The organism is Pararhizobium antarcticum (genome assembly GCF_001885585.1).
Lineage (GTDB): Bacteria > Pseudomonadota > Alphaproteobacteria > Rhizobiales > Rhizobiaceae > Pararhizobium > Pararhizobium antarcticum.
Map to the genome: position 1 here is coordinate 1 of NZ_LSRP01000110.1, position 26,898 is coordinate 26,898.

Annotated in this window: 29 protein-coding genes; 19 read left to right on the forward strand and 10 right to left on the reverse strand. The window is 62.1% G+C overall.

The features are described from left to right. Positions 1-56: 56 nt before the first annotated feature. Positions 57-2,057: a PhoX family protein gene (locus AX760_RS19645; protein WP_071834700.1), complete on the reverse strand. Its 2,001-nt coding sequence runs from the start codon at positions 2,055-2,057 to the stop codon at positions 57-59. A gap of 189 nt (positions 2,058-2,246) precedes the next feature. On the opposite strand from AX760_RS19645, the gene AX760_RS19650 reads away from it, so the two are divergent. From AX760_RS19650 to AX760_RS19695, 10 genes are all read left to right on the forward strand, one after another. Beyond that, complete coding sequence (locus AX760_RS19650) at positions 2,247-5,180, forward strand: DUF2339 domain-containing protein (RefSeq protein WP_071834726.1); 2,934 nt, start codon at positions 2,247-2,249, stop codon at positions 5,178-5,180. Between the two features lie 70 nt (positions 5,181-5,250). Then, positions 5,251-5,907, forward strand: a complete 657-nt coding sequence (locus tag AX760_RS19655; RefSeq protein WP_071834701.1) for an HD domain-containing protein — start codon at positions 5,251-5,253, stop codon at positions 5,905-5,907. A gap of 82 nt (positions 5,908-5,989) precedes the next feature. After that, the gene (locus tag AX760_RS19660) at positions 5,990-6,835 is read left to right on the forward strand and encodes an MOSC domain-containing protein (protein ID WP_071834702.1); all 846 of its coding nucleotides are present in this window, start codon (positions 5,990-5,992) and stop codon (positions 6,833-6,835) included. Continuing rightward, on the forward strand, positions 6,832-7,086 hold the full coding sequence (locus AX760_RS19665; RefSeq protein ID WP_071834703.1) for a hypothetical protein: 255 nt from the start codon (positions 6,832-6,834) through the stop codon (positions 7,084-7,086). Before AX760_RS19660 ends, AX760_RS19665 begins: the two co-directional genes overlap by 4 nt. Beyond that, positions 7,080-7,520, forward strand: coding sequence for an alpha/beta fold hydrolase (locus AX760_RS19670; RefSeq protein WP_071834704.1), 441 nt, complete (start codon positions 7,080-7,082; stop codon positions 7,518-7,520). Before AX760_RS19665 ends, AX760_RS19670 begins: the two co-directional genes overlap by 7 nt. A gap of 219 nt (positions 7,521-7,739) precedes the next feature. Beyond that, positions 7,740-8,975: an MFS transporter gene (locus AX760_RS19675; RefSeq protein WP_071834705.1), complete on the forward strand. Its 1,236-nt coding sequence runs from the start codon at positions 7,740-7,742 to the stop codon at positions 8,973-8,975. 185 nt (positions 8,976-9,160) lie between these two features. Then, positions 9,161-10,240 carry a quinolinate synthase NadA gene (gene nadA, locus AX760_RS19680; protein WP_071834706.1) on the forward strand — a complete coding sequence of 360 codons (1,080 nt, stop codon included), beginning with the start codon at positions 9,161-9,163 and terminating at the stop codon, positions 10,238-10,240. Between the two features lie 183 nt (positions 10,241-10,423). After that, positions 10,424-12,022 carry an L-aspartate oxidase gene (locus AX760_RS19685; protein WP_071834707.1) on the forward strand — a complete coding sequence of 533 codons (1,599 nt, stop codon included), beginning with the start codon at positions 10,424-10,426 and terminating at the stop codon, positions 12,020-12,022. A gap of 84 nt (positions 12,023-12,106) precedes the next feature. Next, complete coding sequence (gene nadC / locus AX760_RS19690) at positions 12,107-13,018, forward strand: carboxylating nicotinate-nucleotide diphosphorylase (protein ID WP_071834708.1); 912 nt, start codon at positions 12,107-12,109, stop codon at positions 13,016-13,018. A gap of 125 nt (positions 13,019-13,143) precedes the next feature. Further along, a complete protein-coding gene (locus AX760_RS19695) occupies positions 13,144-13,656 on the forward strand; it encodes a superoxide dismutase family protein (protein WP_071834727.1) in 513 nt (170 codons plus the stop codon). A 21-nt stretch (positions 13,657-13,677) separates the two neighbouring features. On the opposite strand, the gene AX760_RS19700 is transcribed toward AX760_RS19695, so the two are convergent. The 8 genes from AX760_RS19700 to AX760_RS19735 all read right to left on the reverse strand — a co-directional run bounded on the left by AX760_RS19700 (position 13,678) and on the right by AX760_RS19735 (position 18,835). Continuing rightward, on the reverse strand, positions 13,678-14,667 hold the full coding sequence (locus AX760_RS19700) for an NUDIX hydrolase (protein WP_071834709.1): 990 nt from the start codon (positions 14,665-14,667) through the stop codon (positions 13,678-13,680). Then, positions 14,657-15,208 carry a tyrosine phosphatase family protein gene (locus tag AX760_RS19705; RefSeq protein ID WP_071834711.1) on the reverse strand — a complete coding sequence of 184 codons (552 nt, stop codon included), beginning with the start codon at positions 15,206-15,208 and terminating at the stop codon, positions 14,657-14,659. Before AX760_RS19705 ends, AX760_RS19700 begins: the two co-directional genes overlap by 11 nt. Before the next feature lies 1 nt (position 15,209). After that, positions 15,210-15,827, reverse strand: a complete 618-nt coding sequence (locus AX760_RS19710; protein ID WP_071834712.1) for an HD domain-containing protein — start codon at positions 15,825-15,827, stop codon at positions 15,210-15,212. Continuing rightward, positions 15,827-16,690 carry a CAF17-like 4Fe-4S cluster assembly/insertion protein YgfZ gene (gene ygfZ, locus AX760_RS19715; RefSeq protein WP_071834713.1) on the reverse strand — a complete coding sequence of 288 codons (864 nt, stop codon included), beginning with the start codon at positions 16,688-16,690 and terminating at the stop codon, positions 15,827-15,829. The genes AX760_RS19710 and ygfZ overlap by 1 nt, the downstream gene beginning before the upstream one ends. Positions 16,691-16,761: 71 nt before the next feature. Next, positions 16,762-17,547, reverse strand: a complete 786-nt coding sequence (locus AX760_RS19720; RefSeq protein WP_071834715.1) for a hypothetical protein — start codon at positions 17,545-17,547, stop codon at positions 16,762-16,764. A 14-nt stretch (positions 17,548-17,561) separates the two neighbouring features. Further along, positions 17,562-17,831 carry a hypothetical protein gene (locus AX760_RS19725; protein WP_087149309.1) on the reverse strand — a complete coding sequence of 90 codons (270 nt, stop codon included), beginning with the start codon at positions 17,829-17,831 and terminating at the stop codon, positions 17,562-17,564. 126 nt (positions 17,832-17,957) lie between these two features. Continuing rightward, positions 17,958-18,416, reverse strand: coding sequence for a TIGR02301 family protein (locus AX760_RS19730; RefSeq protein ID WP_071834716.1), 459 nt, complete (start codon positions 18,414-18,416; stop codon positions 17,958-17,960). Further along, a complete protein-coding gene (locus AX760_RS19735; RefSeq protein WP_071834717.1) occupies positions 18,413-18,835 on the reverse strand; it encodes an NUDIX hydrolase in 423 nt (140 codons plus the stop codon). The genes AX760_RS19730 and AX760_RS19735 overlap by 4 nt, the downstream gene beginning before the upstream one ends. A 60-nt stretch (positions 18,836-18,895) precedes the next feature. Between AX760_RS19735 and AX760_RS19740 the strand changes: the two genes are divergently transcribed. Continuing rightward, positions 18,896-19,660 carry an SOS response-associated peptidase gene (locus tag AX760_RS19740; RefSeq protein ID WP_071834718.1) on the forward strand — a complete coding sequence of 255 codons (765 nt, stop codon included), beginning with the start codon at positions 18,896-18,898 and terminating at the stop codon, positions 19,658-19,660. Positions 19,661-19,705: 45 nt separating this feature from the next. Here the strand turns inward: AX760_RS19740 and AX760_RS27280 are convergent, their stop codons facing one another. After that, positions 19,706-19,861: a hypothetical protein gene (locus AX760_RS27280; RefSeq protein ID WP_175552102.1), complete on the reverse strand. Its 156-nt coding sequence runs from the start codon at positions 19,859-19,861 to the stop codon at positions 19,706-19,708. Positions 19,862-20,262: 401 nt separating this feature from the next. On the opposite strand from AX760_RS27280, the gene cysS reads away from it, so the two are divergent. From cysS to AX760_RS19780, 8 genes are all read left to right on the forward strand, one after another. After that, entirely contained in the window at positions 20,263-21,708 is a 1,446-nt protein-coding gene (gene cysS / locus AX760_RS19745; protein ID WP_071834719.1) for a cysteine--tRNA ligase, read from the forward strand. Positions 21,709-21,950: 242 nt separating this feature from the next. Next, positions 21,951-22,319, forward strand: coding sequence for an endonuclease domain-containing protein (locus tag AX760_RS19750; protein ID WP_071834729.1), 369 nt, complete (start codon positions 21,951-21,953; stop codon positions 22,317-22,319). Next, positions 22,316-22,798, forward strand: coding sequence for a GFA family protein (locus AX760_RS19755; protein ID WP_071834720.1), 483 nt, complete (start codon positions 22,316-22,318; stop codon positions 22,796-22,798). The genes AX760_RS19750 and AX760_RS19755 overlap by 4 nt, the downstream gene beginning before the upstream one ends. Continuing rightward, positions 22,795-23,265: a GFA family protein gene (locus AX760_RS19760; protein ID WP_071834721.1), complete on the forward strand. Its 471-nt coding sequence runs from the start codon at positions 22,795-22,797 to the stop codon at positions 23,263-23,265. The genes AX760_RS19755 and AX760_RS19760 overlap by 4 nt, the downstream gene beginning before the upstream one ends. Positions 23,266-23,300: 35 nt before the next feature. Then, a complete protein-coding gene (gene pip, locus AX760_RS19765) occupies positions 23,301-24,260 on the forward strand; it encodes a prolyl aminopeptidase (RefSeq protein WP_071834722.1) in 960 nt (319 codons plus the stop codon). 220 nt (positions 24,261-24,480) lie between these two features. Further along, positions 24,481-26,100 (forward strand): citramalate synthase, encoded by a 1,620-nt coding sequence (gene cimA / locus AX760_RS19770; protein WP_071834723.1) that lies wholly within the window; start codon positions 24,481-24,483, stop codon positions 26,098-26,100. Positions 26,101-26,173: 73 nt separating this feature from the next. After that, positions 26,174-26,413, forward strand: coding sequence for a type II toxin-antitoxin system VapB family antitoxin (locus AX760_RS19775; RefSeq protein ID WP_071834724.1), 240 nt, complete (start codon positions 26,174-26,176; stop codon positions 26,411-26,413). Then, positions 26,413-26,835, forward strand: coding sequence for a type II toxin-antitoxin system VapC family toxin (locus AX760_RS19780; RefSeq protein ID WP_071834725.1), 423 nt, complete (start codon positions 26,413-26,415; stop codon positions 26,833-26,835). Before AX760_RS19775 ends, AX760_RS19780 begins: the two co-directional genes overlap by 1 nt. The last annotated feature ends 63 nt before the right edge of the window (positions 26,836-26,898 follow it).

The window sequence follows — 26,898 nt, forward strand, 5'->3', positions numbered from 1 at the left end:
AAAAAAGGCGCTCCCCGCAAGAGGAGCGCCTTTCTGTGGTGGCAAGAGGTCAGCCTTTAGCCGATGCGGCCGCCGCCCTGTTTGGTGACAACGACGACAGCGGGGCGGACCGGCATGTCGTCCTTGAAGTCCGGCCAGCGGGTCGCCGGGTTTTCGAAGGTTGCAAGGCCAGCGTCGCCCGGGTGCTGGACGGCGAGGAAGAAAGTGTCACTGGTCGGGTTGAAGCTCGGGCCGCACATTTCGGCGCCGACGGGAACCCGGAAGAACAGTTTCGACGTGCCGCGCGCATCGCCATCGGTATCCACGGCCCAGATGCCGTCGGTGCGGCCGGTGGCCTTTTCATTGTTGCCGTCGGTCGATACCCACAGGCGGCCGTCTGCGTCGATCGCGCAATTGTCCGGCATGCCGAACCAGCCGTTTTTCGTCGTTGCCGTCGAGAAGGACGCGCCGACGTCTGCGATAGAAGGGTCGCCGCACTTCAGCAGGACATCCCATTTCGATTTCGTCGACGTGAAGTCGCCATCGGTCTCGCTGATTTCGATGATGTGGCCGAAGGCATTTTCCGCCCGCGGATTGGCACTGTCGATCTGGTCGGCCTTGCGCTTGCTGTTGTTGGTCAGCATCACATAGACCTTGCCGGTCTTGACGTTCGGCTGCACGTCCTCTGGGCGGTCCATCTTGGTGGCACCGAGCGCATCGGCGGCAAACCGGGTGTTGATCAAAAGGTCGGCCTGGCTGGCAAAGCCGTTCTCGGCCGTCAATGGGCCCTGGCCCTGTACGAGCGGCAGCCATTCGAGCGTGCCGTCGGCATCGAATTTGGCAACATAGAGCGTGCCGTCGTCCAAGAGGTCCATATTGGCAGCGCGGTCGTCGGCGTTGTATTTGCCTGTTGTCACGAACTTGTAGACATAGTCGAACCGCTCGTCGTCGCCGCAATAGAACACGACATGGCCGTCCTTGTTGACCACCGATTCGGCGCCCTCGTGTTTGAAGCGGCCAAGTGCGGTGCGCTTCTTCGGGATCGAATTCGGGTCCATCACGTCAACCTCGACGACCCAGCCGAAGCGGTTGGATTCGTTCGGCTCCGTCGAGACGTCGAACCGGTCGTGGAACTTCGACCATTCATACTGGCCACCGGGAATGCCGAGACGCTTCATCTGTGCGAATTCCGGATGATCCTCGGCCATTTCGCCACCGAAATAGCCGTTGATGTTTTCCTCGGCCAGAAGGTAGGTGCCCCAGGCGGTGATGCCGCCGGCGCAATTGTTCACGGTGCCGAAAACCTTCAGGCCGGTCGGATCGGACGGGGTCTGCATACGCGCATGGCCGGCGGCCGGGCCGGAAATCTGCATCTCCGTGTCGGCCGTGATGCGGCGGTTGTACTTGCCGTCGAGCACCGGCTGCCACTTGCCATCGACCTTGCGGATTTCGATGACCGTGCCGCCATGGGCCGCCATCTCGATGTCGACGAGATCCTTGTTATAGTCGCCAAGCTTGACCGTTTCCGCTTCCTTGCCGTCCTTGGTTTCCTTGACGACGCTGGCGAAGTTCGGGAACATGATTTCGGCATTGGTGTATTCGTGGTTGACGACGAGCAGGCCGTGATCCGGATTTCCATCCAGCGGAATGAAGCCGACATAATCGTTGTTGTAGCCGAACTGTTTCGCCTGGCTCGCAGGCGTCTGGTTCATCGGATCGAAGTCGGGGCTGTCGGCGAACACCTTGTCGCCCCAGCGCAGCAGGATGTCGGCGTCATAGCCTTCGGCAACATGGTGGGTCTCATCGATACCGATCTCGATTTCCTTGAAATCGAACGCAGAGATCGTTTCGGCGCGCGCCTCGTCGGCCGTCAGGATGGCGAGCGGGCTGACTGTGGTGGCGATCGCCGCCACGGCCAGCGATCCGCCAAGAAAGCCGCGCCGCGAAAAGCGGCGATTGATGATGTCGCCCATGGTCGGGTTGGTGGAACAGTTCTGGCCGATGTCCTCCAGCTCTTCGCGGCGGTCGGTCAGCGTCTTGAAGTCCGCCTGATCGGCATGATCGAGATGTTTATCCATGGTCGGTTCTCCTGTGATCCGGAAGCGTGCGCCCGCAGGCGCCGCGTCGCCTAGATACAGGAGCGACCATGACAGGTTTGCGACAATTGGATGAAGAGATTGCTGCACTGGCACGTCCCTGTATTTGGACTGCGTCGGAAAAGCTGTATGGTCGGCGATATCGGGGTAAGCGCATGGCGTGGGGAAAATATGATTGAAGTGATTGCTTTCGTTGCCTTTGTGCTGGCGCTGGTTGGTGTCCTCAATGGCCGCAAGACGGCCGAGCGCATGGATCTCGAAATCGAAGCGCTGAAAGCCGAACTGAAGCGCGTCGAAGCCATTGCCGATCGTGCGAACGCCATTGCCGCTACCGAATCCGTGCCCGTGCCCGTTGCTGCAGATGCGGAGGCACCCCTGTCGGCGGCCCCGGAAGATGTGGCGGTTGCGATGCCCGTTGCGGTGCAGGAGCCGGCCGAGACGGCTGCCCGCCGTGGCGCGGCAATCTTCGGTGGCGATACCCCGTCGATCAGCCAGGAGGCCGTCGAGAAAGCATCGCGCGGCGAGCCGGTTCCGGCCCGTCCCGCCGCCAATGGCTCCATCGATTCCGTCGCGATCCGCCCCAGGGAAAGTCTCGAAAGCCGTCTTGGTGCCCGCTGGGCCGTCTGGGTCGGCGGTCTCGCGCTGGCGCTTGGCGGTATTTTCATGGTCAAATATTCCATCGATGCCGGCCTGCTCAGCCCTGCGGTGCGTCTGGTTCTCGCAGCAGTCTTCGGCCTGGCGCTGATGGCCGCCGGCGAATTCGTCCGCCGCCGCGCCGTGCCTGTGATCGCCGACCAGTTCCAGAACGCCATGATCCCCGGCATCCTGACGGCGGCCGGCGCATTGACGCTGTTCGGCGTCTGCTATGCGGCACACGGCATCTATGGTTTCATCGGCCCGGCCGCCGCCTTCTTCCTGCTGGGGCTTGTGGCGCTGGCCACCGTGGCGCTGTCGCTGCTGCACGGGCAGGCGCTGGCCGGCCTTGGCCTGCTCGGTTCGCTCGCAACGCCAGCCCTGGTCTCCTCGGCAAGCCCCAGTCCGTGGGCGTTGTTCGGCTTCCTGATCATCTCCTGGCTGGCGACGCTCTCGGCTGCCCGCATCCGAGCCTGGACCGTCGTGCCGTCGATCGCCAATATCGGCCTCGGTCTCTGGGCACTGCTCTATATCGCGTCTGCAACGCCGTTCGACACCCTGCCGGTGACGGTGACGATGCTCGTCATGATCGCCGGCATCGGACTTGTCTGGCCCGGCGGTGTTGGTCTGCCGGCCGCATCTGCGGCAAACACCGATGCCGGAAATCCCTTGCAGATGCCGGATCCAGGCCCCTGGGAACGTTTGTTCGTGCCGCCTTGGGCCGCGATCACGGTGACCGCTTCCGTCTCCGCCGTGGTGACTGCGCTTTGCATGATCAGCCCGGCCTTTACCCCGTCTGGCTATCCCGTGACGGAATTTTCCCTGATCGTCGCGGCTCTGGCGGTTCTGGGGGCGTGGCGCGCCACCGCTGTCTATCCGGCCATGCTCGCGGCACTCACCGCCATCACCGGTCTCTGGAGCCTGACGGCGCTCAGCGGGCTCCTGACCTACATTGATCCGGGCCTTGCAGCCGCAGTGCCGGTCGTGGCGGTCTCGGCACGCGCGGCCATGCTGACCGGCATGGTCATGTCCTGCCTCTTCATCGGCCTTGCCGCGCTGGTCCTGCATCGGCAGCTGAGATCGCAGCCACAGTTCTCGACCGTCTGGACCGTGCTGGCCGCCGTGGTTCCGCTCGCCCTGACCTCCATGTCCTTCCTGATGACCGGAAACCTGACCTTCGATGCGCCGCACGGATTTTTCGCATTGGCCGCGGGCCTGGCCCTGATCGCGCTTGCCGAATGGATCTGGAGGGCCACAACCATGACGGACGATCGGCTGGCAGACGACGACACGGATCAGGCGGGCCATGACTGGCCGCAAGCCATCCTCGTCGCTGGCTCATTGGCGCTCTTCGTGCTGGCCCTGCATGCCCTGACCGACGGTCTGGCAACCACCCTTGGCATCATCGTCGCCGGTGCGGCCTATGTTGCCGCAACCCGCCTTCGGTCCTGGCCGTCGCTGCCCTGGATGATGGTCGGTGCAGCGATTGCCGTTCTCGCGCGCATCGCCTGGGAGCCGACGATCGTCGGTGCGGAAAACCTGTCGACGACACCGGTCTTCAACGCGCTTCTGGCCGGTTACGGCCTTCCGGCAATCCTTCTGGTTGCAGCCGCCTTCGAGCTGCGCCACTGGCCAGGCCTGCGGGTCCGAAACCTTCTGCAGGCACTCGCCAGCCTGTTTGTGCTTCTGACGATTGCCATCCTCGTGCGCCATGCGATGAACGGCGGCGTTCTCGACAGCAGCGTGCCGACGCTGGGCGAACAGTCGATCTATACACTGCTTGCGATCGGTGCCTCGGGCATTCTGATGACGCTCGACGTCAAGTCGCCAAGTCCGGTCTTCCGCTATGGCGGCATGGCGATCGGCCTCCTGTCGATGCTGTCGATCCTGTTTGCGCACCTGATCGGCCTCAACCCCTATTTCAGCGGCGAACTATTGGGCTCCGTGCCGGTCTTCGATCTTCTGCTGATCGGCTATCTGGTGCCGGGGCTCGGGTATGCCGGCCTTGCCTGGTATGCGCGTGGCAAGCGGCCGATGCCCTATGTGACGGCGCTGGCCGTCGCGGGCGCGATCCTTGCCTTTGCCTGGGCAACATTGTCCGTGCGTCGTTTCTGGCAGGGCCAGAACATTGCCGACTGGAAGGGGTTCTTCGGGCGCGAGACCTACACCTATTCGGTGGTCTGGCTGCTGCTCGGCGTCGTCCTGCTCGTGGTCGGCTCGCGCTTCAACGCAAAAAGCATTCGGATCGCGTCGGCAGCCCTCGTCTTCATCGCTGTTCTCAAGGTCTTCCTGATCGATATGGCCAATCTCGAAGGCTTCCTGCGGGCGCTGTCGTTTATCGGGCTCGGTGGCGTGCTGATCGGTATCGGCCTGTTCTACCAGAAGATCCTGTCGGGTACGGGGGCTGCGGCCGACGTTCCGTCACCGGTCGATCTGCCGGCAGACACGTCGCCAGAAGACGCCCGCCTGTAGACTCGAGCGCCGAACCGGGCGAAACAGGCTGGCGGCGGTTTCGCCGAAGGATTCGTGCCGTGGATGACCAATGACCCGACTTACTTCTCTGGCTGCAGCCTTTGCGCCGTTCGAAACACTGGCCGAACAGCTGTTGCCCTACGCCTTTGCCGACGATGACGGCTCGCATGATGCGGCTCATCTGATCCGGGTCTGGAAGAACGCTTTGTCGATCCAGGGCAGGGAGGGCGGAGATCTTCGTATCCTGGCCGCCGCCGTCCTGCTGCATGATTGTGTTTCCGTCGAAAAGAACTCGCCCCAGAGGGCGCAGGCCTCGCGGCTAGCCGCGGAGAAAGCCTTCGAACTGCTTGACGAACTCGGCTGGCGCACGCCGGACATGGCGGCCGTCGGCCATGCGATCCTCACCCACAGCTTTTCCGCAGACCTGCCGCCGCAGAGCGTCGAGGCGAAAATTCTCCAGGATGCCGACCGCCTCGATGCGATCGGCATGATCGGCGCGGCGCGCTGTTTCTACATCGCCGGGCGCATGGGCAGCGGGCTCTATGATCCGCTCGACCCGCTCGCCGAACACCGTCCGCTGGACGACAAGGCCTATGCGATCGACCATTTCGAGGTCAAATTGTTCAAGCTGACCGACGGCTTCAAGACCGCCGCCGGCCATACGCTGGCGCTGGAACGGCAGCGGAAACTGCGTCAGGTTCTCGCCATGATGTTCGAAGAAATCTAGATAAATCAGACCTTTGGCATAGTTTTCGGAATCACCCTGCGATCGACTTGAATCAACCTCTCAACTGACGGGAGCCACGCCCATGAATGTCACCGGCCTCAACATCCACCCGCTGAAAAGCGGCCGCGCCATCCCCCGCGCGCGCGTCGATGTCTGCCGCGACGGCTTGCGCGACGATCGCCGCTTCATGCTGGTCGATGATGACGGTGCGTTCATCACCCAGCGCGAATTGCAGAGCCTTGCCCAGATCGAGGCGACACCGGTTGAAGGCGGCGTACATCTCGCCATGCAGGAAAACAGCCTGACGGCGGTTTTTGATCCGGCAAGACGCATGGGCGTGCATGTCTGGGAGAGCGCGGTCGATGCAGCGATTGCGGACGATGCGGTGAATACCGCGCTGTCCGGCTGGTTCGGGCGTCCGGTCAAGCTTGCCCATATGGACGGGCAGGCCAAGCGTGTCGTCGGCGAGGATTGGGCGGATGCTTCGGCACCCGTTGGCTTTGCCGATGGTTTTCCGGTGCTGATCACCACCACGGCCTCGCTGGAAGACCTCAACGCCACCCTGGTTTCGAAAGGGCAGCAGCCAGTCGGCATGGACCGGTTCCGCACCAATATCCTGATCGACAACCGTACACCCTGGGAAGAGGACCTCTGGGAAAGCTTCGAGATCGGCGGCATCGTCTTTGATCTCGTCAAGCCCTGCGCCCGCTGCATCATGACGACGCAGGATCAGGTGACGGGCGAGCGCATCGGCGGCAATCCGATCCAGGGATTGGCGGAAAAGCGGATGTCCGCTGATCGCCGCGTCCCCGGTGTCCTGTTCGGCTGGAACGCCGTGGCGCGCAGCGAGGGCGAGATTCGCCTGGGTGATGATGTGCATGTGATAAAAACCCGGCAGCAGCGCTGGCCGATGAAGCTCAGAGGGTGACGCTCGGCCTGCTTCTGCTGCACGCCTTGCCGCTCGACGGCAGCATGTGGGCTGCGCAGCGGAACCTGTTGCCCGGGGCGACCAGCGCGCCGACACTTTATGGTTTCGGCAGCAGCGTTGAGGATTGGGCCGCAAAGGCGCTCGAAACGACGAATGCGGAGCGGTTGATCGTCGTCGGCTGTTCGGTCGGCGGTCCTGCGCGATCGAGGTTGCCCTGGCCGCGCCTGATCGGGTCGCAGCCCTGGTGCTGATCGGAACCAAAGCGCGCCACCGGCCGGATCCAGCCCTGCACCGACAGGCGGTCGAGATGATCCGGGCGGACGGCCTGGAGATGGCCTGGCAGACATTCTGGCAACCGCTGTTTTCGCCGTCCGCGCCCCGGCACGTGATGGCGGCGGCGCGGGCCATTGCCCTGGCACAGAGACCTGCATCCATTGCGCTGGGTGTGGACGTGTTTCACGCCCGCCCGAGCCGCGACGATTTTCTGGCGGGCTGTTCGGTGCCTGTGATCGTGGTGACCGGCGCGGACGATGTCGCTCCGGGACAGGCGGTGAGCGCGCAACAGGCAAACGAGGCACCGATGGGCCGGCTTTGTGTCGTGCCCGCCTGTGGTCACTATGTCCCGATGGAGAAACCGGAAACGATCAACGCGATCCTGTCTGATCTCATCGCGGAACTGGCCTGAAATCACCACCTCGCGCGGTCCATGATTGTATGCGGTCGGGGCTGGCGCCGTGTGATGCCTGCGGTCGAAGTGCGCCAGTAAACGTGCTCTGGCGAGCCCATCCGATCTTTGGCAGATCCGCCGCTTTCCATCAATTCGGGTGATCGCCCTGTCAAATAATTTCGCTTTTATCAAGGCATGGCCGAGCGTAGGTTTGACCTCCATATTGCGGAGAGACCCATGTCGGCCCCATCGATTCTTGCGACCCCTGCAATACGCACGCCCCTGCCGTGGCTGATCATTCTTGCGGGGTCGCTGATTGCGACCCTGACATTTGGGCCGCGCTCGGCCATGGGTTTTTTCCAGCTTCCGATGCTCGCCGATACCGGCTGGGATCGCACCACGTTCGGGCTGGCCATGGCCTTCCAGAATCTCGCCTGGGGCATCAGCCAGCCGTTCTTCGGGGCGATAGCCGATAAATACGGCTCCTGGCGGGTGCTGGCTTTTTCCGGTCTCGTCTATGCCGGCGGTCTGATCCTGATGGCCCATGCCGATGCGCCGGTCTGGCTGCATATTGGCGGCGGTGTCATGGTCGGTCTTGGCGTCGGCGCCGGTTCCTTCGGCATTCTCCTGTCCGCCTTTGCCCGCAATGTCACGCCGCAGCAGCGCTCCATGGCCTTCGGTATCTGCACGGCGGCGGGATCTGCCGGCATGTTCCTGTTTGCGCCGCTAAGCCAGGGGCTGATTTCGGCCTATGGCTGGTCCGACAGCCTCGTCTACATGGGCATGCTGATGCTGCTTGTGCCGCTGTTCGCCATTCCGCTGCGCGGCAATTCTTCGTCGGGCAGCCAGAAGGAAGCGCTCTACAAACAGTCGATCGGCGAAGCGCTGAAGGAGGCGCTGAGCCACAAGAGCTATCTTCTGCTGGTGACCGGCTTCTTCGTCTGCGGCTATCAGGTGGCGTTCATCACGGCGCATTTTCCGGCCTATATCGGCGATATCGGCATCGATGCGCGCTATGCGGTGATCGCGCTGGCGCTGATCGGCTTCTTCAACATCATCGGGTCTCTCGCGTCCGGCGTCATCGGCCAGCGCTATTCGAAGCCCTATTTCCTCGCCTATATCTATATCGGCCGCTCGATCGTGGTCACCGCCTTTCTGCTTCTGCCGCAGTCACCGACATCAGTGGTGATATTTGCCGCAGTCATGGGGCTTTTGTGGCTCTCGACCGTGCCGCCGACCAATGCGCTGGTCGCCATCATGTTCGGCACGCGGCATCTGGGCCTGCTCGGTGGCGTGGTGTTCCTGTCGCATCAGGTCGGCTCGTTTCTGGGTGTCTGGATGGGTGGTTACCTCTACGACCAGTTCGGCTCCTATGATCCGGTCTGGTGGCTGGGTGTGGCCCTTGGCCTGTTCGCCGCCGCCGTTCATTGGCCGATCGTCGAGAAACCGGTGGAACGCCCGGCCATGGCGTGATCCTGCACGCCTGTGGCGACAAATTCTGTCCTTCCCGCGAAATTGCGGGAGGACATCCTTGAAAACAGTCACAAAACTTTCTAAATCAAGTCTACCGGCATTGCCGGTTTTCTTTTGATCCTATTATGCTCATTTTGAGCAAAATAGGCTTTGCCACCGGGAGGGTGGCGGAAAGGGAGCAGCCGATGACCACCCCGCAACGGCTTGATAACGCAAGTCCCGTCATCGCAGCGACGAGTGCAGCCGAACGTTTCGGCGTGATCGCGCGGCCGGATCTGACCTTCACCCCGGCGATTGCCCGCGAGACGGAGCATCTCTACGAACGGGTGAAACAGTTCATCCCGGCCTTCGAGTGGCCGGTCTATGCCCCTTATGTGCACGCCATCAACCGGATCAAGAAGGAACGCGGTGCCGTCATCCTGGCGCACAACTACCAGACGCCGGATATTTTCCACTGCGTCGCCGACATCGTTGGCGATTCGCTGCAACTGGCGCGTGATGCCACCAAGGTCGATTCGGAAATCATCATCCAGTGCGGCGTGCACTTCATGGCCGAGACCTCCAAGCTGCTCAATCCGGAAAAGACCGTGCTGATCCCCGACGGAAAGGCCGGTTGCTCGCTGTCGGAATCGATCACCGGCGCCGATGTGCGGCTTTTGAAGCAACGTTATCCGGGCGTGCCTGTCGTCACCTATGTCAACACCTCCGCCGATGTGAAGGCCGAAACCGACATCTGCTGCACATCCTCCAATGTTCTCGCCGTCATCGAGAGCCTGGACAGCGACACCGTGCTCTGCATTCCCGACGAATATCTGGCGATGAATGTCGCCAAGCAGACCAAGAAGAAGATCCTCACCTGGAAGGGCCATTGCGAGGTGCACGAACGCTTCACGGCGGCGGAACTTTTGGCCTACAAGGAAGCCGATCCGACGATCGAGATCATCGGCCATCCGGAATGCCACCCGGATGTCATTGCCGTTTGCGATTTCGCCGGCTCGACCTCCGGCATGATCAACTACGTCAAGGACAAGCGGCCGGCCCGCGTGCTGCTCGTCACCGAATGCTCGATGGCCTCCAATATCCAGGCGGAAATCAAGGATGTCGACTTCATCAAGCCCTGCAACCTCTGTCCGCACATGAAGCGCATCACCCTGCCGAAGATCCTCGACAGCCTGCTGTTCATGACGGAGGAAGTTTTGGTCGATCCGGCTATTGCCGGTCGCGCCAGGCTCGCCGTCGAGCGGATGGTGAATTTGAAGCAATAGACGAGCCCGGCGGTGATAGCGGCGGACCTCTTCTCCCCAGCGGGGAGAAGGTGGCCCGAAGGGCCGGATGAGGGGAGCCACGCAAACTACAGTTTGCCGGATCACCCCCATCATCGCCTCGCTAGCGCTCGGCACTTCTCTCTGCTGGGGAGAAGAGGGAGACATTCCCGGAGGAGAAAGACAATGCTGACCGACCATTTTCGCCCGCAATCCTTCAATGGCATCGATGACATCGTCATCGTCGGTGGGGGGCTTGCAGGCCTGTTCTGTGCGCTGAAGCTCAGCCCGCGTCCGGTCACTGTGCTTGCAGCCGCGCCGATCGGCCATGGCGCGTCATCGGCCTGGGCGCAGGGCGGTATTGCGGCGGCCATGGGGCTTGGCGATACCGTCGACAAGCATGTCGCCGATACGCTCATTGCCGGTGCCGGCATCGTCGACGAAAAGATGACCCGCATGATGGTGCAGGAAGGGCCGGCCCGCATTCACGACCTGCTCGACTATGGCGTTCCCTTCGATCGCGATCTTGAGGGCAAGCTGCTTCTGTCGCGCGAGGCGGCCCATTCGGAGCGGCGCATCGTCCGCGTCAAGGGCGACATGGCCGGCAAGGCGATCATGGAAGCGCTGATATCCGCCGTGCGCAAGACGCCGTCGATCCGCGTTCTCGAAGGTTATGTGGTCGAGGAACTGGTGCGCGAGGGCCGCTTCATCTCGGGCGTTATCGCCAGGCCCGATGCCGGCCAGTCGAAGAAGCGCGTGTCGTTTCCGGCTCGCGCCGTGGTGCTCTGCTCGGGCGGCGTCGGCCATCTCTTTGCCATCACCACCAATCCGACCGAAGCCAGCGGCCAGGGCGTCGGCATGGCCGCGCGGGCGGGGGCGATCATCGCCGATCCCGAATTCGTCCAATTCCACCCGACCGCCATCAACATCGGCCGCGATCCGGCACCGCTTGCAACAGAGGCCCTGCGCGGCGATGGCGCCCATCTGATCAATGCCGCCGGCCATCGTTTCATGCTGGATATTCATGCCGACGGCGAACTCGCCCCGCGCGACATCGTTTCGCGCGGCGTGTTTGCCGAGGTCCAGGCCGGGCGCGGCGCGTTTCTCGATTGCACCCAGGCGGTTGGTGCGCATTTCGCCGAAGCCTTCCCGACGGTCTACGCCTCCTGCATGGCCGCCGGCATCGATCCGGCAACCCAGCCGATCCCGGTCGTGCCAGCGGTGCACTATCATATGGGCGGCGTTTTGACCGATGGCGAAGGCCGCACCTCGATCGACGGTCTGTGGGCTGCGGGCGAGGTGACCTCCACCGGCGTGCACGGTGCCAATCGACTGGCCTCCAATTCCCTGCTCGAAGCGGTCGTTTTTGCCGCGCGCATTGCCGAGAACATCAAGGGCATGCTGCCGGAACCGAAAATGACAGATTGGGGCAAGAATGCCGGCGAAAACGACGACCCGGTCACGCTGGAAGACAGTCCGGCTTTGTCGAAGCTGCGCCGCAGCATGAGCGACAATGTCGGCGTCATCCGCTCGCGCGACAGTCTCGTCAGGGCGATCCGCGAGATCGCCGCTCTGGAGCGCGGCAATACGCGGCTGCGCTTTTCCAATATCCTGACCACGGCCAAGCTGATTACGACGGCCGCATTCCTGCGCGCCGAAAGTCGCGGCGGACACTACCGCTCCGATTGCCCGGAGCAGATGCCGGCCTGGAAACACCGGACCTTTATCACGCTGGCCGAGGCGGATCGCGTTGTGGCCGAAATCGCGGAGACCGAGGCGGCCTGATTCATGCGGTCTTTTCGCTCTGAGAGCGAGGAGACCGCTGCCAACCGCCGGCAACGAGACCAACTGTTACTGAAAGAGCCCGCCATGACAGTCACTGCCCATCGCCCGCAACTGCCTGTCCTGATGATCGAGGACCAGGTGCGCGCTGCCCTGATCGAGGATCTCGGGCGTGCCGGAGACATAACCACCTATGCGACGATCGCCCCGGAAAGGACGGCGACAGCCGCCATGAATTCGCGCGACCACGGCGTGGTCGCCGGCATAGAGCTTGCGCGCTGCGCCTTTCGGCTGATCGATCCGACGCTGCATTTCGAAGCACTGGTCAGTGACGGCGACGCGGTCTCGCCCAGCACGGCGCTGGCGCGAATTTCCGGCCCCGCCCGGGCGCTGCTCTCGGCCGAACGCGTCGCGCTGAATTTTTTGATGCACCTGAGCGGCATCGCCACCTACACATCGACCTTTGCCGCCGAGATTGCCCACACGCGCGCAAAAGTCTGCTGCACCCGCAAGACGATTCCCGGTCTGCGGGCGCTGGAGAAATATGCGGTGCGGCTGGGCGGCGGCTCCAATCATCGTTTCGGTCTGGATGATGCGGTGCTGATCAAGGACAACCACATCGCCGTTTCCGGTGGCGTCGCTGAGGCCGTTCAGGCCGCGCGTGCCTATGTCGGCCATCTCGTCAAAATCGAGATCGAGGTGGACGGCCTCGACCAGATGCGTGCCGCGCTGACCGCCCATCCCGATGTGATCCTGCTCGACAATATGGGCCCGGACCTTCTGCGGCAGGCTGTCGCCATCAATGCCGCGCACTTCCGGCTGTCTCCTGCGGACTATCCGTCGGACACGCGCCGCACCCGGCTCGAGGCTTCCGGTAACGTCACTCTTCAGACCATCCGCGCCATTGCCGAAACCGGGATCGACTACATCTCGACGTCGAAGATCACCATGGCTGCACCGACGCTGGATATCGGGCTCGACATCGTCATCGGCGTCTGATCGACGGAACGTCTCCTTCCTCGGACAACGGCCGGACCGGGCGATTGGTGGCTCGGCGGTCGAAAGATCGGAACAGAGGCATGCGCCACGCGTTGTTCTCCTTCGAAATGAAAAAGGAGATCTTCATGAAAACCCTGTTTTCAACTGCCGCAGCCATGCTGCTGCTCGCCACGCCGCTGGCCGCCCAGCAGACATCGCAGACGGCCATCGCCAATTTCGTCAGCAAGGATGGCAAGGCCAACGGTCGCGCCGCCCTTACCGATGCCGACAAGGGCGTGCTGATTGAAGTGGACGTGTCAGATCTTCCGCCCGGCACCTGGGTGGCGTTTCATGTTCATGAAAGCGGGAAGTGCGATCATACCGATGGTCACAAGGCGGCCGGCGCGCATTTCAATCCCACCGAGGTGGAGCATGGCTTTCTGTCGGTGACGGGTCCGCATGCTGGCGACATGCCGAATCAGTATGTCGGGCAGGATGGCGTGATGCGCGCCCAGGTCTTCAACGCCTTCGTCAGCCTCGACGAGACGGATAACGGCATTCGCGGACGGGCGCTGATGGTCCATGCCAGGGCCGATGACAATCGCAGCCAGCCGGCTGGCGATGCCGGCGACCGGCTGGCCTGCGCCGTGATTGAATAGGCATGATCGGTCATGCAGGCGCTAGCGTCCGCCGACCTTCAGGCCCGGTGCCGGGCGTTCATCGAGGATCTGGCGCCGGAACCGGAAGAGGGCGGCCGGCCGGCCCCCGGTCGCCGCTGTCAGCATGCCGGTCGGTTCGACCAGTTCGGCCCCCTCGACCAGGCGGCGAAAATTCTGCTTGTGCAGGTGCCGTCCGGAAATCGCCTCGACAGTCGACTGCAGTTCCGTGAGCGTAAATTCCGGCGGCATCAACTCGAAAATCACCGGCCTGTACTTGATCTTGCCGCGCAGGCGGGCAATCGCGGTGGCGACGATGCGGCGATGGTCATGCCGCATCATCTGGCCTGTGCCGAAACCGGGATGTGAAAGAGCGTCTGCGTCGCGTCGGCCGTCGATCACTGCCTCACCCACAAGCCCCGCTTCATAGAGCAGTTCGTAGCGCTCCAGCACCCGTTCCTCGTCCCAGGGGAAATCGTCGAGCCCAAAGGCAAGCCGGATGCGGGTGCGCCGCAGCGGCAGGCCGGAGGTCTCGTTGCGTCGAGCCTGCGTCTCCCAAGTGCTCAGCGCCGGCAGGATATGCTGGTCGATCACGGTGGGGCGCCCCTGCCGCCAGTCTTCCCAGGGCAGATAGCCATACCAGTCGCGCCAGTGTGCGCCGGCTTCCGTCAGCCGTGCCGTGCTCTCGTCGTCGGGCCGGGTCAAGGCGAGGTAACCAACCGAGACGACATGCAGCCCGGTTTCCCCGGGCGAGCGATGCCGCCCGCGATCGCCAAACGTATAGAGTTGCTCGATATAGCCGAGATCAAGCGCCGTCTGCTGCTCGACCCTTTCGCGCAGGCTGGTTTCAAATGTGCGATGCCGGTCGGGATCGAAGGGCCCAAACGGCAAGCCGTCGCGACCATCGCCGCTTTCGTCGCCGACGGCCAGAATACGCGGACTGCGATTGGCAACCGAGACGACGGCAGCATTCAGGCCGATCTCGACCGTCATCGGCAGCGCATCAGCCGGCATTAATCGCACCCTCCGGCCGGATCGCAAGAACGAAGGGCGTGTTTCCGTCTGCGTCCGCACCGCGACCGATGGCTTTGATGGCTGCAATCAGCCGACCCTGCCGGCCGAGCAGATGATCGCCGATCTCGATCAGCCGGCTGTTGGGCGTGGCAAAGGGAGACGACGCACGCAGCCGGAGCGCCAGCGCGAGATCGTCCTGATCGGGTTCGACGGCAAGCGCGACGATTGCGGCAGCTGCCGGCGAACGTGACACGCCCATCCAGCAATGCACCAGAAGCGGCCCGGCCCTGTCCCAGTCGCGGGAGAAAGCAATGACCGCCGCCACATGTTCTTCCTGCGGTGCAATCAGGCCGCCGGCGGTCTTGCCGCTCGCGTTGAACGTGATGTCGTTGACGCCCAGCACCAGATGCCGGTCGGCGGCAATGACTGCCGGACGATGAAAGGCCTGCCCCTTGGCCAGCAGGCTGACCATGTCGCGGCAACCGTGGCGGACGGCCATCTCGGCAATGCGGGACAGGGGCGCAACAACGATATGCGACATCTCAGGACACCGTCGTTGTGTGCGCGCGCTCAGCCTCGATCGCTGCAAAGCGGGCCGCAAACAGCCGCTGCGCCTCGACCGCCGGCTGCGGGTCGATCGGGATCATCTCGCGGGTGATGCCGCGCGGCTGGCCGAAGAATTTCCGCGCTTCGTCCAGCGAAAATCCCGCCAGAACCGTCGCTTCGAAATAGGCCGCGACCTGATCGGCCTTCTTGATCCTGTCCTTGATATCGGCAGGCGTCAGCGCCGGCAGGCCAAAGCGCAAATGGATGGCGCTTTCCAGCCGCTTTTCGACCGCCTTGTAACCGCCGCCGACCACCGCCTTGAACGGCGAGATCATGTCGCCAATCACATATTCGGGTGCGTCATGCAAAAGCGCCATCAGACATTCATCTGCCGTGCAGCGGTTCATGCGCCGGAAGATCTCCTCGACGACGAGGCTGTGCTGGGCGACGGAAAACGCGTGGTCGCCTTCCGTCTGGCCATTCCAGCGGGCGACACGGGCAAGGCCATGGGCGATGTCGGCCAGTTCGACGTCGAGCGGCGAGGGATCAAGCAGGTCGAGGCGACGGCCGGAAAGCATGCGCTGCCAGGCACGCGCGGAGACACCGGTAGACATCAGGCGCTCGCTTCTTCCGACGCCGTCGGGAATGTCAGGCCGGACCATGCCGGCAGGGTGAGCGTCACGGACACGTCGCCGGCAAGGATCGGCACAGCTGTCTCGATCGCTTCGCCGGCCTTGTCGATGCGCACGATCGCAAGGCCGCTTTGCCCCAGCACCGTGCCGAGCGTGCCGATCGGGCGGCCATTCACGGTGATTGCGGTTCCGGTCTCGGGCAAGGCCGTCGGCGCGCGGACAATCACCACGCGGCGCCGTGCCGTACCCCGATGCTGCATGCGCGAGACCACTTCCTGTCCGACATAACAGCCTTTCCTGAAGGAAAGCCCGCCATTGAGGTCCAGAAGAACATCATGGGGAAAGGCATCCTGCAGGGCATAATCCGCGCCCGAAACGGCAATGCCGCTTTCGATCCGAAGGCGCTCATAACCGTCAATGGCCGCGCCACCGCCGCCATCGACCGCTTCATAGCGACGAAACGCCGTTTCGCCGGCTTTGGCGAAGCGCATGTCCCGAAGGCCATTTTCGCCATCGGTCTCGCTCAGTGTTACGGCCACCATTGCCGGGGAGGCGAGCACCAGCGTTACCGGTGCGCGCAGCTTGTACATGGTCAGGCGCTTCAGCAGGCCTTCACCCTGATCTACGGACGTTTCAAGCCGGATCCCGGCCTCGCCATCGCGGGAGACGAGAAAATCGAACAGGATCTTGCCCTGCGGCGTTAAAAGCGCGCCGGGCAACACTTCCCCCGGTGCGAGATGGCCAAGGTCGGTGGTGATCAGGTTCTGCAGGAAACTTTCGGCGTCCGGTCCGGATACGGTAATGACGGCGCGGCCAGAAAGAAGGCGTGTGGTCGGAGCGTGCATGGTTTCATCCTGATCTGTTTGCAAAACAGGTAGGTTCTCGCAGGCTTGCGGGCAAGCGCTTTGCGTTGGCGTCAGTCGCCGGCGACGAAAAATTTCCACTGGCCATCGGCGGTGATGCCGACGCGGTAGAAATTATAACTGCCGAATTCCTGCATCTCGGCAAAATCGCCGGCGGTCACCAACCGGAAGAGATCGACCTTTTCCGGCGCTGTCAGCGAAGCAAGCGGCTTTTCAGCAAAGTATGGCCAGACATAGATGGCCTCCGGTGTGCCCTTGTCGGCCTCCACGAACCCCGTCGACAAAAGGTCCAGCAGGATCGCCAGGATCTCGACGCCCTCGCCATCGCCGGAAAGGCCCTTCAGGGTCACGAGCGGATCATCTTCGCCTTCGGTAATGCTGACCTGCGTCTGCGTTTCGCCCTTGCCGAGCAGCGGCCGAAGGCGTTCGATGTCGCCGGACGCCGCAGCCTCGACGATCAGTTCGCGCATCCGGGCGACGGCCTGCGGGATTTTCGAGACGTCGGTGAGCACCTCGACAGGCGGCTGCGGCTCGACCGGCCCGTTGTTGCCATCGTTGCCACCATCGTCGTTGCCACCATCGCCGTCGCCATCGTTCAGCGCCTTGTTGACGAAAGGATCGGGAAGGGGGATTTCCATCGGCGCATCATCGCCCGGCGCGTCGAGGTCAGCGGGATTTTCAGGTGCGCTCTCCGGCGCGGCCTGGCCCGGGATGGTTTTCAGTTCGCTGAGGGCAAAAGCGGGCGGGGCAGGGAGCAGCCACGACAATGAGACGGCTGCGAACAGGAGTGCTCCCAGCCGAATCGCAATGATCCGGTTGGCATTGGTCTGGCGTGTCATGACAGCCTCGAAGGTTACTGCAGCGTCCGTTCCGGCGAAAATTCCCCGGCGAGCATACGCGCACGGAGCGATTCCAGCATCGCCTCTGCACTGCCTTCGCCGTGCAGGCGGATTGTCTCGCGCATGGCCAGTGCAATGGCGGCATCGGCGATGATCTCCGGCTCGATGCCATCTGCCATGCCGTCGGCCCACGCTTCATTCTGATGTTCGAGCGCCGCCTGCATTTTTTCATGGACGATCATGTCGTCGATGTCATTCAGGCTCGGTTCCATCATACGTTCCATGCAGATTTCACGCTCTTTACTCGCGCCGGCAAATCACCCGGCGCCACTTCTTACCACTCTCTTAATATCATTAGCAGCCTTTTCCCAAAACGACACGGGGTCCTGAAGAAAGAGGTTAATTTCCCCTTAATTTCCAAATCGCGCGACTATTTCTGAAGCAAGTGTTGCGCCTTCGGCACGGTATCGCTCTTCGGCAACAACCGCAGGTGCTGTGCAGGTGGTATACACGGACGCAAACGTGCGATAACCGCGGTTGAATGCGGCTGTAAAGCGCTCCCGCCGCCGCACTTCGTTTTCGGCCTCCCTGTCGATCAATTGCTGCATGGCCTGTCGCCAGCCGTCGTCGCTGTCGCCCTTGCAAAGCGTCCGCAGATACTGGACCGAGCCGAGGATCTCGGAAAGCCGGACCAGTTGCGGATCGTAGGGCGCCGGCTTTTCCTCGGCGATCACAGGGACCTCGATTGCCGTATCGGCCGGTATCTCTGCCGGGGGGGTCTCCTGCGCCCAGACAAGGGGTGACAAAGACAGGAAAACCAGGGCAGCAATGACCGCTCGGTATCGCGGTAGGGCGGGTATGTTCCTCATCGAGCCTGTCCGTTCTGCAGTCTGGCCACGCAATGGCGGACGCTGTCTGGCACCGGCAGGGCGTTGATTTCCGCCGGCGTGTACCAGCCGATCTCGGCTGCATCGTCGCCGGCCACGGCTGTGCTGTCGGGATCGGCATCGACGGTGAACACCGAGAGGAAGAAATGCCGTGCTCTTGCGCCATCGATCGTCTGTGGCGGCAGGTCGTAGGTCTCGAACAGGATCGGGTTGCGCGCGGCGATCCCGGTTTCCTCGTGGAATTCTCGCAAGGCGGTTTCCTCCGGCGTCTCGCCCGGTTCCGCCCTTCCACCGGGAAAGGCAAACATATCTGCAGAGGGCGCATTGGCGCGCCTGACAAGCAGATAGCGGCCGCCCCGTTGAAGGATGGCGGAGGAAGCGAGTTGGGGCGATGCAGGCATTTTCAAATCCGGCGCTTTCAAATCATTGACCCACCTTATGCGAAATGCCAATTGAATGTCATGTGCGGACGCTATGCGCTGACGGCAACGCCGGAAGAATTGGTGGAATTGTTTGCCCTGCTGAAAGTCGACGGCTTTCCGGCGCGCTACAATATCGCCCCGACGCAGCCGATCCTCATCGTCCTGGCCGGTGAGCGCGCCGCCCCCGGCAGCAATCTTCCCGAACGCAAGGCGATGCTGGTGCGCTGGGGCCTGACGCCATCCTGGGTCAAGGATCCGCGCGATTTCCCGCTTCTGATCAATGCCCGTGCCGAAACCGCCGCACAGAAGGCATCCTTCAAGGCGGCGATGCGCCATCGGCGCATTCTCGTGCCGGTCTCCGGCTTCTACGAATGGCATCGGCCGCCCAAGGACAGCGGCGAGCCCGCGCAGGCCTACTGGATCCGGCCGCGCAAGGGCGGTGTCGTTGCCTTTGCCGGGCTGATGGAAACCTGGGCGTCGGCCGACGGCTCGGAGATCGACACGGCCGCGATCCTGACGATTGCTGCCAATGCGACGATCAGCGCCATCCACGACCGCATGCCTGTGGTGATCAAGCCCGAGGATTTTTCCCGCTGGCTCGATTGCCGCACGCAGGAACCGCGGGACGTCGCGGACCTGTTGGTGTCGGCCGAGGACGACTATTTCGAGGCGATCGCGGTCTCGGACAAGGTCAACAAGGTTGCCAATCTCGGGGCCGACCTGCAGACGCCGGTCACACCGCATCCGCGCCGCGACAGCCGGCAACAGGCTGTGCCGAAATCGACACAGCTCTCCTTGTTCTAAGATTGTCTTCAAATGTCGTCCGGCACGGAAACCGAGGTGCAGCCGTCAGGCGGGCAGCTTGGCCTTCGGCGGAGCCATGACCGGCTTCTTCTTCACCTGCAGGGCTGCGGCCAGAACCGCTTTGAGGCCGAGCGGGCGATATTGTTGGACAAGATTTTCCGCCGGTCGCGGGCTCTTCTTGTCGCTGTTGATGCCGGACATTTCAAATTCTCCCTGTCGTTTTTCCCTAGGTCGGGTTGCTTCGTTTGCGGATCTTTCCCCGAAAACGGCGCCCCTGATTGTTCCGGAGGAAACAGGCCAGATTATGGACCTGTGTGTCTCCGAATTCCGGTTGCTCCAGATAAGCGTAATCATGACAAAACAATGACGCTTTGACCAGTATCTCAACATATCCAACTTGAGCCTCGCTGACCCCTTGACCGTAACCCTTGCAGGCGCGATAACGCTGGCCATGAAAACGATCATCTGCATCTGCCGGATCATTATTCGCTAGCGCTTCGCTGGCCTGGCCGTTTTCGTCTCCCCAAAACCAAGATGACAAACGTGACTGGCCAGCCGGACGGCTGACTGTGATCGACGACGGATCTGGAATGGAGACTGGGATGGACGACCTGCCGGCACTGAAACTCTACAACACGCTGACACGCGAGAAGGTCGACTTCCAGCCGATCGATCCAACGAATGTCCGCATGTATGTCTGCGGCCCGACCGTCTATGATTTCGCCCATATCGGCAACGCCCGGCCCGTCATCGTCTTCGACGTGCTCTACCGTCTGCTTAAGCAGCTCTATCCGGGTTCTGGAACAGCAAAGGATGGTACGAGGGTCACCTATGCCCGCAACATCACCGACGTCGATGACAAGATCAACGCGCGGGCGCTGCGCGACTTTCCAGACCTGCCGCTGAACGACGCGATCCGCGCCGTTACTGAAAAAACCGAGACGCAGTTTCGGGATGATGCGAAGGCGCTCGGCTGCCTCGAGCCGACACATCAGCCGCGTGCGACTGACAACATCGAGCAGATGATCCAGATCATCGAAACGCTGATCACCAAGGGCCATGCCTATGTTGCCGCTGGCGAAGTGCTGTTCGACACCAAGTCGATGGCGGATTACGGCCAGCTTTCCAAGCGTCCGCTCGACGAGCAGCAGGCTGGTGCCCGCATCGCGGTGGAAGGGCACAAGAAGAGCCCGCAGGATTTCGTTCTCTGGAAGCTGTCATCCGACACCGAACCCGGTTGGGAAAGCCCGTGGGGCCGCGGCCGCCCGGGCTGGCATATCGAATGCTCGGCGATGAGCGAGCGCTATCTCGGCCAGACCTTCGACATCCATGGCGGCGGCCTCGACCTGATCTTCCCGCACCACGAAAACGAGATCGCCCAGTCGCGCTGCGCCCACGGCACGCCTGTGATGGCCAATGTCTGGATGCACAACGGCTTCCTGCAGGTCGAAGGGCGCAAGATGTCAAAGTCCGACGGCAATTTCGTCACCATCCAGGAATTGTTGCACACGGAAAAATTTGGCGGCCGCAAATGGCCGGGCGAAGTGCTGCGGCTGGCCATGCTGATGACGCATTACCGCGAGCCGATCGATTTTTCGGTGAAGCGTCTGGAGGAGGCTTCTCGAATTTTGAAACGGTGGTATCTGCTCGCTGATCAATCTGATCCAAATATTAAGCCATCGGTGGACCATAAGGTCATCGCAGCATTGTCGGATGATCTTGATACATCGACAATGATCGCGAGACTGCACGCCCTATACAAAGAAGCGGACGATTTTCCTGAAACCCTTGCCGTGACTTTGGAGCATTTGGGTCTTTGGAGCCGATCGACCGATGTTTTCCCGAAGCATGAAGGCGCCGTTAATAAAATCATGGACGACCTTAAGTTCCGTAAGCAAATTGAGGCGCGCCTCGAAATGCTCAAAGCCAAAAACTTTGCCGAAGCCGATCGTATCCGCGACGACCTGCTGTCCAAGGGCATCCAGCTCAAGGATGGCAAGGATGCGACGACCGGCGAACGCGTGACGACGTGGGAGGTCAAGCGGTAGTGTCTTATGCTGTGGCCGCCCCCCTCTGTCACTGCGTGACATCTCCCCCACAAGGGGGGAGATCGGGAGACCGTGGTTGCCATCTGGCAGAACAACACGACCTGCGCGTGACTGAGACGTCGATGCTTGATTCTATCGGCTTGTTTGCGCAGTCTAAGCATGATGTTTCGGGGCGAGAGGCGGGCCGCGATCGATCTCCCCCCTTGTGGGGGAGATGTCACGAAGTGACAGAGGGGGGTATCGTGCCACATACGCCAATCCCCCCGAAAGCCCGCGCAAATGCGCGCCACATGCGAAAGAACCTCACAGACGCTGAGTTGAAATTCTGGAATGCCGTGCGCGCCCATCGCCTCATGGGACTTGGCTTCCGGCGTCAATTGCCGATCGCCGGATACATCGTCGATTTCGCTTGCCCGGAGCAGCGTCTGGTCGTCGAACTCGACGGATCTCAGCATGCAGTCGACCGAGACTCCGCCTATGACGTACAGCGGACAAAACGCCTGGAAACCGATGGCTGGACAGTGCTGCGCTTCTGGAATGAAGATGTCTTGCGCGATATCGATGGCGTCTGCCTTCACATTCTGAAAGTGCTCGGAAAGGCCTCACCATGACAAACCCTCTCCAGTCAGGTGGCTGCCAGTGCGGCGCGGTCCGCTTCCGCGTCGAAGGCGCCCTTGGCGATGCGTCCGTCTGCCATTGCCGCATGTGCCAGAAGGCGTTCGGCAATTTCTATGCGCCGCTGGTCTCGCTTCACGATGCGAGACTCATCTGGACGCGCGGCGAACCCAAATATTTCCAGTCGTCGAATGCCGTCAAACGCGGCTTCTGCGGTGAGTGCGGCACGCCGCTCTGCTATGCCGCGCCGGACGGTCTTGGTCTGGCGATCGCCGTCTTCGATGATCCGGAAACGGTGGTGCCGAAGATCCAGTGGGGGATCGAGGCCAGGCTCTCCTATGTCGATCATATCGCTTCGCTGCCCGGTGAGGACACGATGGCCGACCAGACAGCCGCGTCCTTCCTCGCCACGCTGGTTTCCTACCAGCACCCCGATCACGATACGCAAACCTGGCCACCGGAGATTGACACATGACAGAGACTGTTCGAACCGGCGGCTGCCAATGTGGCGCCGTGCGCTTTCGCATTCATGGTGCGCTTGGCCGTCCTTCTATCTGCCATTGCCGCATGTGCCAGAAGGCGTTCGGCGGTTTCTTCGGGCCGCTGGTTACCGTCAAGGGCGAGACGGAATGGACACGCGGCGAGCCGAGCTACTTCCAGTCGTCGATCAACATCGCCCGGGGCTTCTGTCCCGCGTGTGGCACGCCTTTGACATACAAGCATCCGGGCGGTCTCGAAATTGCCATCGGCGCCTTTGACGATCGTGCCGACCTGATGCCGCAGATCCAGGTGAATTTTGCTGCCCGCAATGCCTGGGTCACTGAAATCTTTGACCAACCCGTGCACGAAGACGCCGATTTCTACATGCGCCAGGAAGCCGTGATCTCCTTCCAGCATCCGGACCACGACACCGCGGTCTGGCCCCAGTTTCCCGACGCCTGAAATACCACCCGACGATTGATTTGAAAGCAGACAGCATGACCGAAATTTTTCGCACGCTCTATCCGGAAATCGAACCCTACGCCTCGGGTCATCTCGATGTCGGCGATGGTCATGTGATCTATTGGGAGCGGTCTGGAACACCCGGCGCCAAGCCGGCGGTCTTCCTGCATGGCGGCCCCGGCGGCACGATCTCGCCAAAACATCGCCGCCTGTTCGATCCGAAACTCTACGACGTGACGCTGTTTGACCAGCGCGGCTGCGGCAAGTCCACGCCGCATGCCGAACTCGAGGCCAACACGACCTGGCATCTTGTCGCCGATATCGAGCGCCTGCGCGAAATGGCCGGTGCCGAAAAATGGCTGGTCTTTGGCGGCTCCTGGGGCTCGACGCTGGCGCTTGCCTATGCCGAAAAACATGCCGACCGGGTGTCCGAACTCGTCGTGCGCGGCATCTACACGCTGACCAAAGCCGAACTCGACTGGTACTACCAGTTCGGCGTCTCGGAAATGTTTCCCGACAAATGGGAGCGTTTCATCGCGCCGATCCCGGAAAACGAGCGCCACGAGATGATGCACGCCTATCACCGGCGGCTGACCAGCGACGACCGCGCGACGCGTCTGGCGGCAGCCAGGGCCTGGAGCATCTGGGAGGGCGAGACGATCACGCTTCTGCCCGAGGCTGCGACTTCGACCCCGTTCGAGGACGAAGAGTACGCCCATGCGTTTGCCCGCATCGAAAACCATTTCTTCGTCCATGCCGGCTGGCTGGAGGAGGGGCAACTCCTGCGCGATGCCGACAAGCTGCATGGCATTCCGGGCGTCATCGTCCACGGCCGCTACGACATGCCGTGCCCGGCGAAATACGCCTGGGCGTTGCACAAGGCATGGCCGCAAGCCGAGTTCCACCTGATCGAGGGCGCCGGCCACGCCTATTCCGAGCCCGGCATCCTCGACTGTCTGATCCGGGCGACGGATGGGTTTGTGGGGAAGGTGTGATGGCAATGGCCAATCCGAGTTTGCGGCGGCTTACCCCCCCCTGTCACTGCGTGACATCTCCCCCACAAGGGGGGCGATCATCCATTTCCCTTGCCGGATTTCCGGTAAGGCGGGCACAAGGCATGCCGCCCATCTCCCCCCTTGCGGGGCAGATGTCGGCTTCGCCGACAGAGGGGGGCATGCGTCCGCATATGCCAGTCTCGCATTGTGAGGCATATCCATGACCCGCGAACGCATCTACCTTTTCGACACCACCCTGCGCGACGGCCAGCAGACACCGGGCATTGACTTCTCCGTCGAGGACAAGATCGCCATCGCCGCCATGCTGGATGATTTCGGCGTCGACTATATCGAGGGCGGCTATCCCGGCGCAAACCCGACCGATACGGATTTCTTCCAGTCGAAGCGCACGCAGAAGGCAGCCTTCGTCGCCTTTGGCATGACCAAGCGCGCCGGCGTTTCGGCTTCCAACGATCCCGGTCTGGCTGCGATCCTGCAGGCGAAAAGCGACGCGGTCTGTCTGGTCGCCAAGAGCTGGGACTATCATGTCCGCGTCGCTCTGGGTTGCACCAACGACGAAAACCTCGACAGCATCAGCGCGTCGGTGGAAGCCGTCGTTGCCCGCGGCAAGGAGGCGCTGATCGACTGCGAGCATTTCTTCGATGGCTACAAGGCAAATCCGGATTACGCGCTCGCCTGCGCAAAAGCAGCCTACGAGGCCGGTGCGCGCTGGGTCGTGCTCTGCGACACCAATGGCGGCACGCAGCCGCCGGAAATCCGCGACATCGTCACAGCCGTCATCTCAAGCGGCGTGCCCGGTGCCCATCTCGGCATCCATGCCCACAATGACACAGGCCAGGCCGTCGCCAATTCGCTGGCCGCAGTCGAGGCCGGGGTCCGCCAGATCCAGGGTACATTGAACGGCATTGGCGAGCGCTGCGGCAACGCCAATCTGGTGACGCTGATCCCGACGCTGGCGCTGAAAGAGGCCTATACCAGCCGCTTCGAGACGGCGATCGATGCCGATCGGCTGCAGGAACTGACCAAGCTGTCGCATTCCTTCGACGAAATGCTCAACCGCTCGCCCGATCACCAGATGCCCTATGTCGGCGCATCGGCCTTTGCCACCAAGGCCGGCATCCATGCCTCGGCGCTGCTGAAAGATCCGCGCACCTATGAGCATGTGACGCCCGAATCGGTCGGCAATCTGCGCAAGGTCATGGTCTCTGATCAGGGCGGCAAGGCGAATTTCATCAATGCACTCAAGCGGCGCGGCATCATCGTGTCCAAGGATGATCCGAAGCTCGACCAGCTGATTGCGATCGTCAAGGAACGCGAGGCGACCGGTTATGCCTATGAAGGGGCCGACGCGAGTTTTGCGATCCTTGCGCAGCGCATTCTGGGCACGGTGCCGGATTTCTTTGTGGTCGAGAGCTTTCGCGTCATGGTCGAGCGTCGCTTCGATGCCAATGGCAATCTGAAAACCGTCTCGGAGGCCGTCGTCAAGGTTTCGATCGACGGCACAACGACCATGTCGGTTGCCGAAGGCGGGCACGGGCCGGTCAATGCGTTGGATCTCGCGCTGCGCAAGGATCTCGGCAAATACCAGTCGGAAATCGAGGACCTCGAACTGGTGGACTACAAGGTCCGCATCCTGAACGGCGGCACGGAGGCGATCACCCGCGTGCTGATCGAATCGATGGATGGTACCGGTGCCCGCTGGTGGACCGTCGGCGTCTCCGACAACATCATCGACGCCTCGTTCCAGGCACTGATGGATTCGGTGATTTTCAAGCTGCTCAAGAACCGTGAACAGCCGGGCCGTGCTGCGGCGGAATAGGCTGCGCCTTGAGGGCTTGTGTAGACAGTGATAAATATGACTACACAAGTGTTCCCACACAAGGACATGCCGAATGCCGCTTAATATTCGCAGTGACGAGGTCAATCGTCTGGCGGAGCGGCAGGCTGCCGCGAAGCGTCTCAACAAGACCGATGCCGTTAAACTGGCACTGGAAAATGAACTGCGACGTGTCGACCGGCAAGAGCCATTGTGGCTGCGTCTGAAGCCATTGCGCGAGCGTATCGCTGCCTGTTCTGACACTGGCCTTTTGGCTGACAAGGATTTCTTCGACGATTTGAACGGAGAGCAATGATGTTCGTCGATGCCTCCGTCAGTATCGGCATCCTGACAGACGAGCCCGAGAGCGAGGCCTTTGCAAGGGCGATGGACGCGGCGCCCGAGCTTGTGTGTTCGGTCCTGGCTGTGTGGGAGGCAACCGTCGGTCTGTTTCGCAAGAAGACGATGTCGATGGAGGACGCCGACGCCCGCGTCCAGGAGTTCATCCAGACTGCAGGTATTGTTGTCGTGCCGGTCGCGGATCCCGAGCGCCGGCTGGCCTTGCGGGCCTTCGATCTGCACGGCCGGCACCGGTTTTCAGATGTAGAACGAACTCGCGCCCTCAATCTCGCCGATTGCTTTCATTATGCAACAGCCAAGTATCGCGGTGTTGCCATGCTCAGCAAGGATGCCGGTTTCGCATTGACGGATGTGGCAATCGCGCGCGTTGAAAGCTGAACCTGCATTTCCCGGCATCCTTCCCTCCTTCCGGCCGCTCCCTCCTTCCAGCCCGCCCTTGCT

What these genes read in the sequence shown, in the direction of transcription:
- AX760_RS19645 (WP_071834700.1), bottom strand. Translation starts at nt 2,057, where the DNA reads ATGGATAAACATCTCGATCATGCCGATCAGGCGGACTTCAAGACGCTG.
- AX760_RS19650 (WP_071834726.1), top strand. Translation starts at nt 2,247, where the DNA reads ATGATTGAAGTGATTGCTTTCGTTGCCTTTGTGCTGGCGCTGGTTGGT.
- AX760_RS19655 (WP_071834701.1), top strand. Translation starts at nt 5,251, where the DNA reads ATGACCCGACTTACTTCTCTGGCTGCAGCCTTTGCGCCGTTCGAAACA.
- AX760_RS19660 (WP_071834702.1), top strand. Translation starts at nt 5,990, where the DNA reads ATGAATGTCACCGGCCTCAACATCCACCCGCTGAAAAGCGGCCGCGCC.
- AX760_RS19675 (WP_071834705.1), top strand. Translation starts at nt 7,740, where the DNA reads ATGTCGGCCCCATCGATTCTTGCGACCCCTGCAATACGCACGCCCCTG.
- nadA (WP_071834706.1), top strand. Translation starts at nt 9,161, where the DNA reads ATGACCACCCCGCAACGGCTTGATAACGCAAGTCCCGTCATCGCAGCG.
- AX760_RS19685 (WP_071834707.1), top strand. Translation starts at nt 10,424, where the DNA reads ATGCTGACCGACCATTTTCGCCCGCAATCCTTCAATGGCATCGATGAC.
- nadC (WP_071834708.1), top strand. Translation starts at nt 12,107, where the DNA reads ATGACAGTCACTGCCCATCGCCCGCAACTGCCTGTCCTGATGATCGAG.
- AX760_RS19695 (WP_071834727.1), top strand. Translation starts at nt 13,144, where the DNA reads ATGAAAACCCTGTTTTCAACTGCCGCAGCCATGCTGCTGCTCGCCACG.
- AX760_RS19700 (WP_071834709.1), bottom strand. Translation starts at nt 14,667, where the DNA reads ATGCCGGCTGATGCGCTGCCGATGACGGTCGAGATCGGCCTGAATGCT.
- AX760_RS19705 (WP_071834711.1), bottom strand. Translation starts at nt 15,208, where the DNA reads ATGTCGCATATCGTTGTTGCGCCCCTGTCCCGCATTGCCGAGATGGCC.
- AX760_RS19710 (WP_071834712.1), bottom strand. Translation starts at nt 15,827, where the DNA reads ATGTCTACCGGTGTCTCCGCGCGTGCCTGGCAGCGCATGCTTTCCGGC.
- ygfZ (WP_071834713.1), bottom strand. Translation starts at nt 16,690, where the DNA reads ATGCACGCTCCGACCACACGCCTTCTTTCTGGCCGCGCCGTCATTACC.
- AX760_RS19720 (WP_071834715.1), bottom strand. Translation starts at nt 17,547, where the DNA reads ATGACACGCCAGACCAATGCCAACCGGATCATTGCGATTCGGCTGGGA.
- AX760_RS19725 (WP_087149309.1), bottom strand. Translation starts at nt 17,831, where the DNA reads ATGGAACGTATGATGGAACCGAGCCTGAATGACATCGACGACATGATC.
- AX760_RS19730 (WP_071834716.1), bottom strand. Translation starts at nt 18,416, where the DNA reads ATGAGGAACATACCCGCCCTACCGCGATACCGAGCGGTCATTGCTGCC.
- AX760_RS19735 (WP_071834717.1), bottom strand. Translation starts at nt 18,835, where the DNA reads ATGCCTGCATCGCCCCAACTCGCTTCCTCCGCCATCCTTCAACGGGGC.
- AX760_RS19740 (WP_071834718.1), top strand. Translation starts at nt 18,896, where the DNA reads ATGTGCGGACGCTATGCGCTGACGGCAACGCCGGAAGAATTGGTGGAA.
- AX760_RS27280 (WP_175552102.1), bottom strand. Translation starts at nt 19,861, where the DNA reads ATGTCCGGCATCAACAGCGACAAGAAGAGCCCGCGACCGGCGGAAAAT.
- cysS (WP_071834719.1), top strand. Translation starts at nt 20,263, where the DNA reads ATGGACGACCTGCCGGCACTGAAACTCTACAACACGCTGACACGCGAG.
- AX760_RS19755 (WP_071834720.1), top strand. Translation starts at nt 22,316, where the DNA reads ATGACAAACCCTCTCCAGTCAGGTGGCTGCCAGTGCGGCGCGGTCCGC.
- AX760_RS19760 (WP_071834721.1), top strand. Translation starts at nt 22,795, where the DNA reads ATGACAGAGACTGTTCGAACCGGCGGCTGCCAATGTGGCGCCGTGCGC.
- pip (WP_071834722.1), top strand. Translation starts at nt 23,301, where the DNA reads ATGACCGAAATTTTTCGCACGCTCTATCCGGAAATCGAACCCTACGCC.
- cimA (WP_071834723.1), top strand. Translation starts at nt 24,481, where the DNA reads ATGACCCGCGAACGCATCTACCTTTTCGACACCACCCTGCGCGACGGC.
- AX760_RS19775 (WP_071834724.1), top strand. Translation starts at nt 26,174, where the DNA reads ATGCCGCTTAATATTCGCAGTGACGAGGTCAATCGTCTGGCGGAGCGG.
- AX760_RS19780 (WP_071834725.1), top strand. Translation starts at nt 26,413, where the DNA reads ATGTTCGTCGATGCCTCCGTCAGTATCGGCATCCTGACAGACGAGCCC.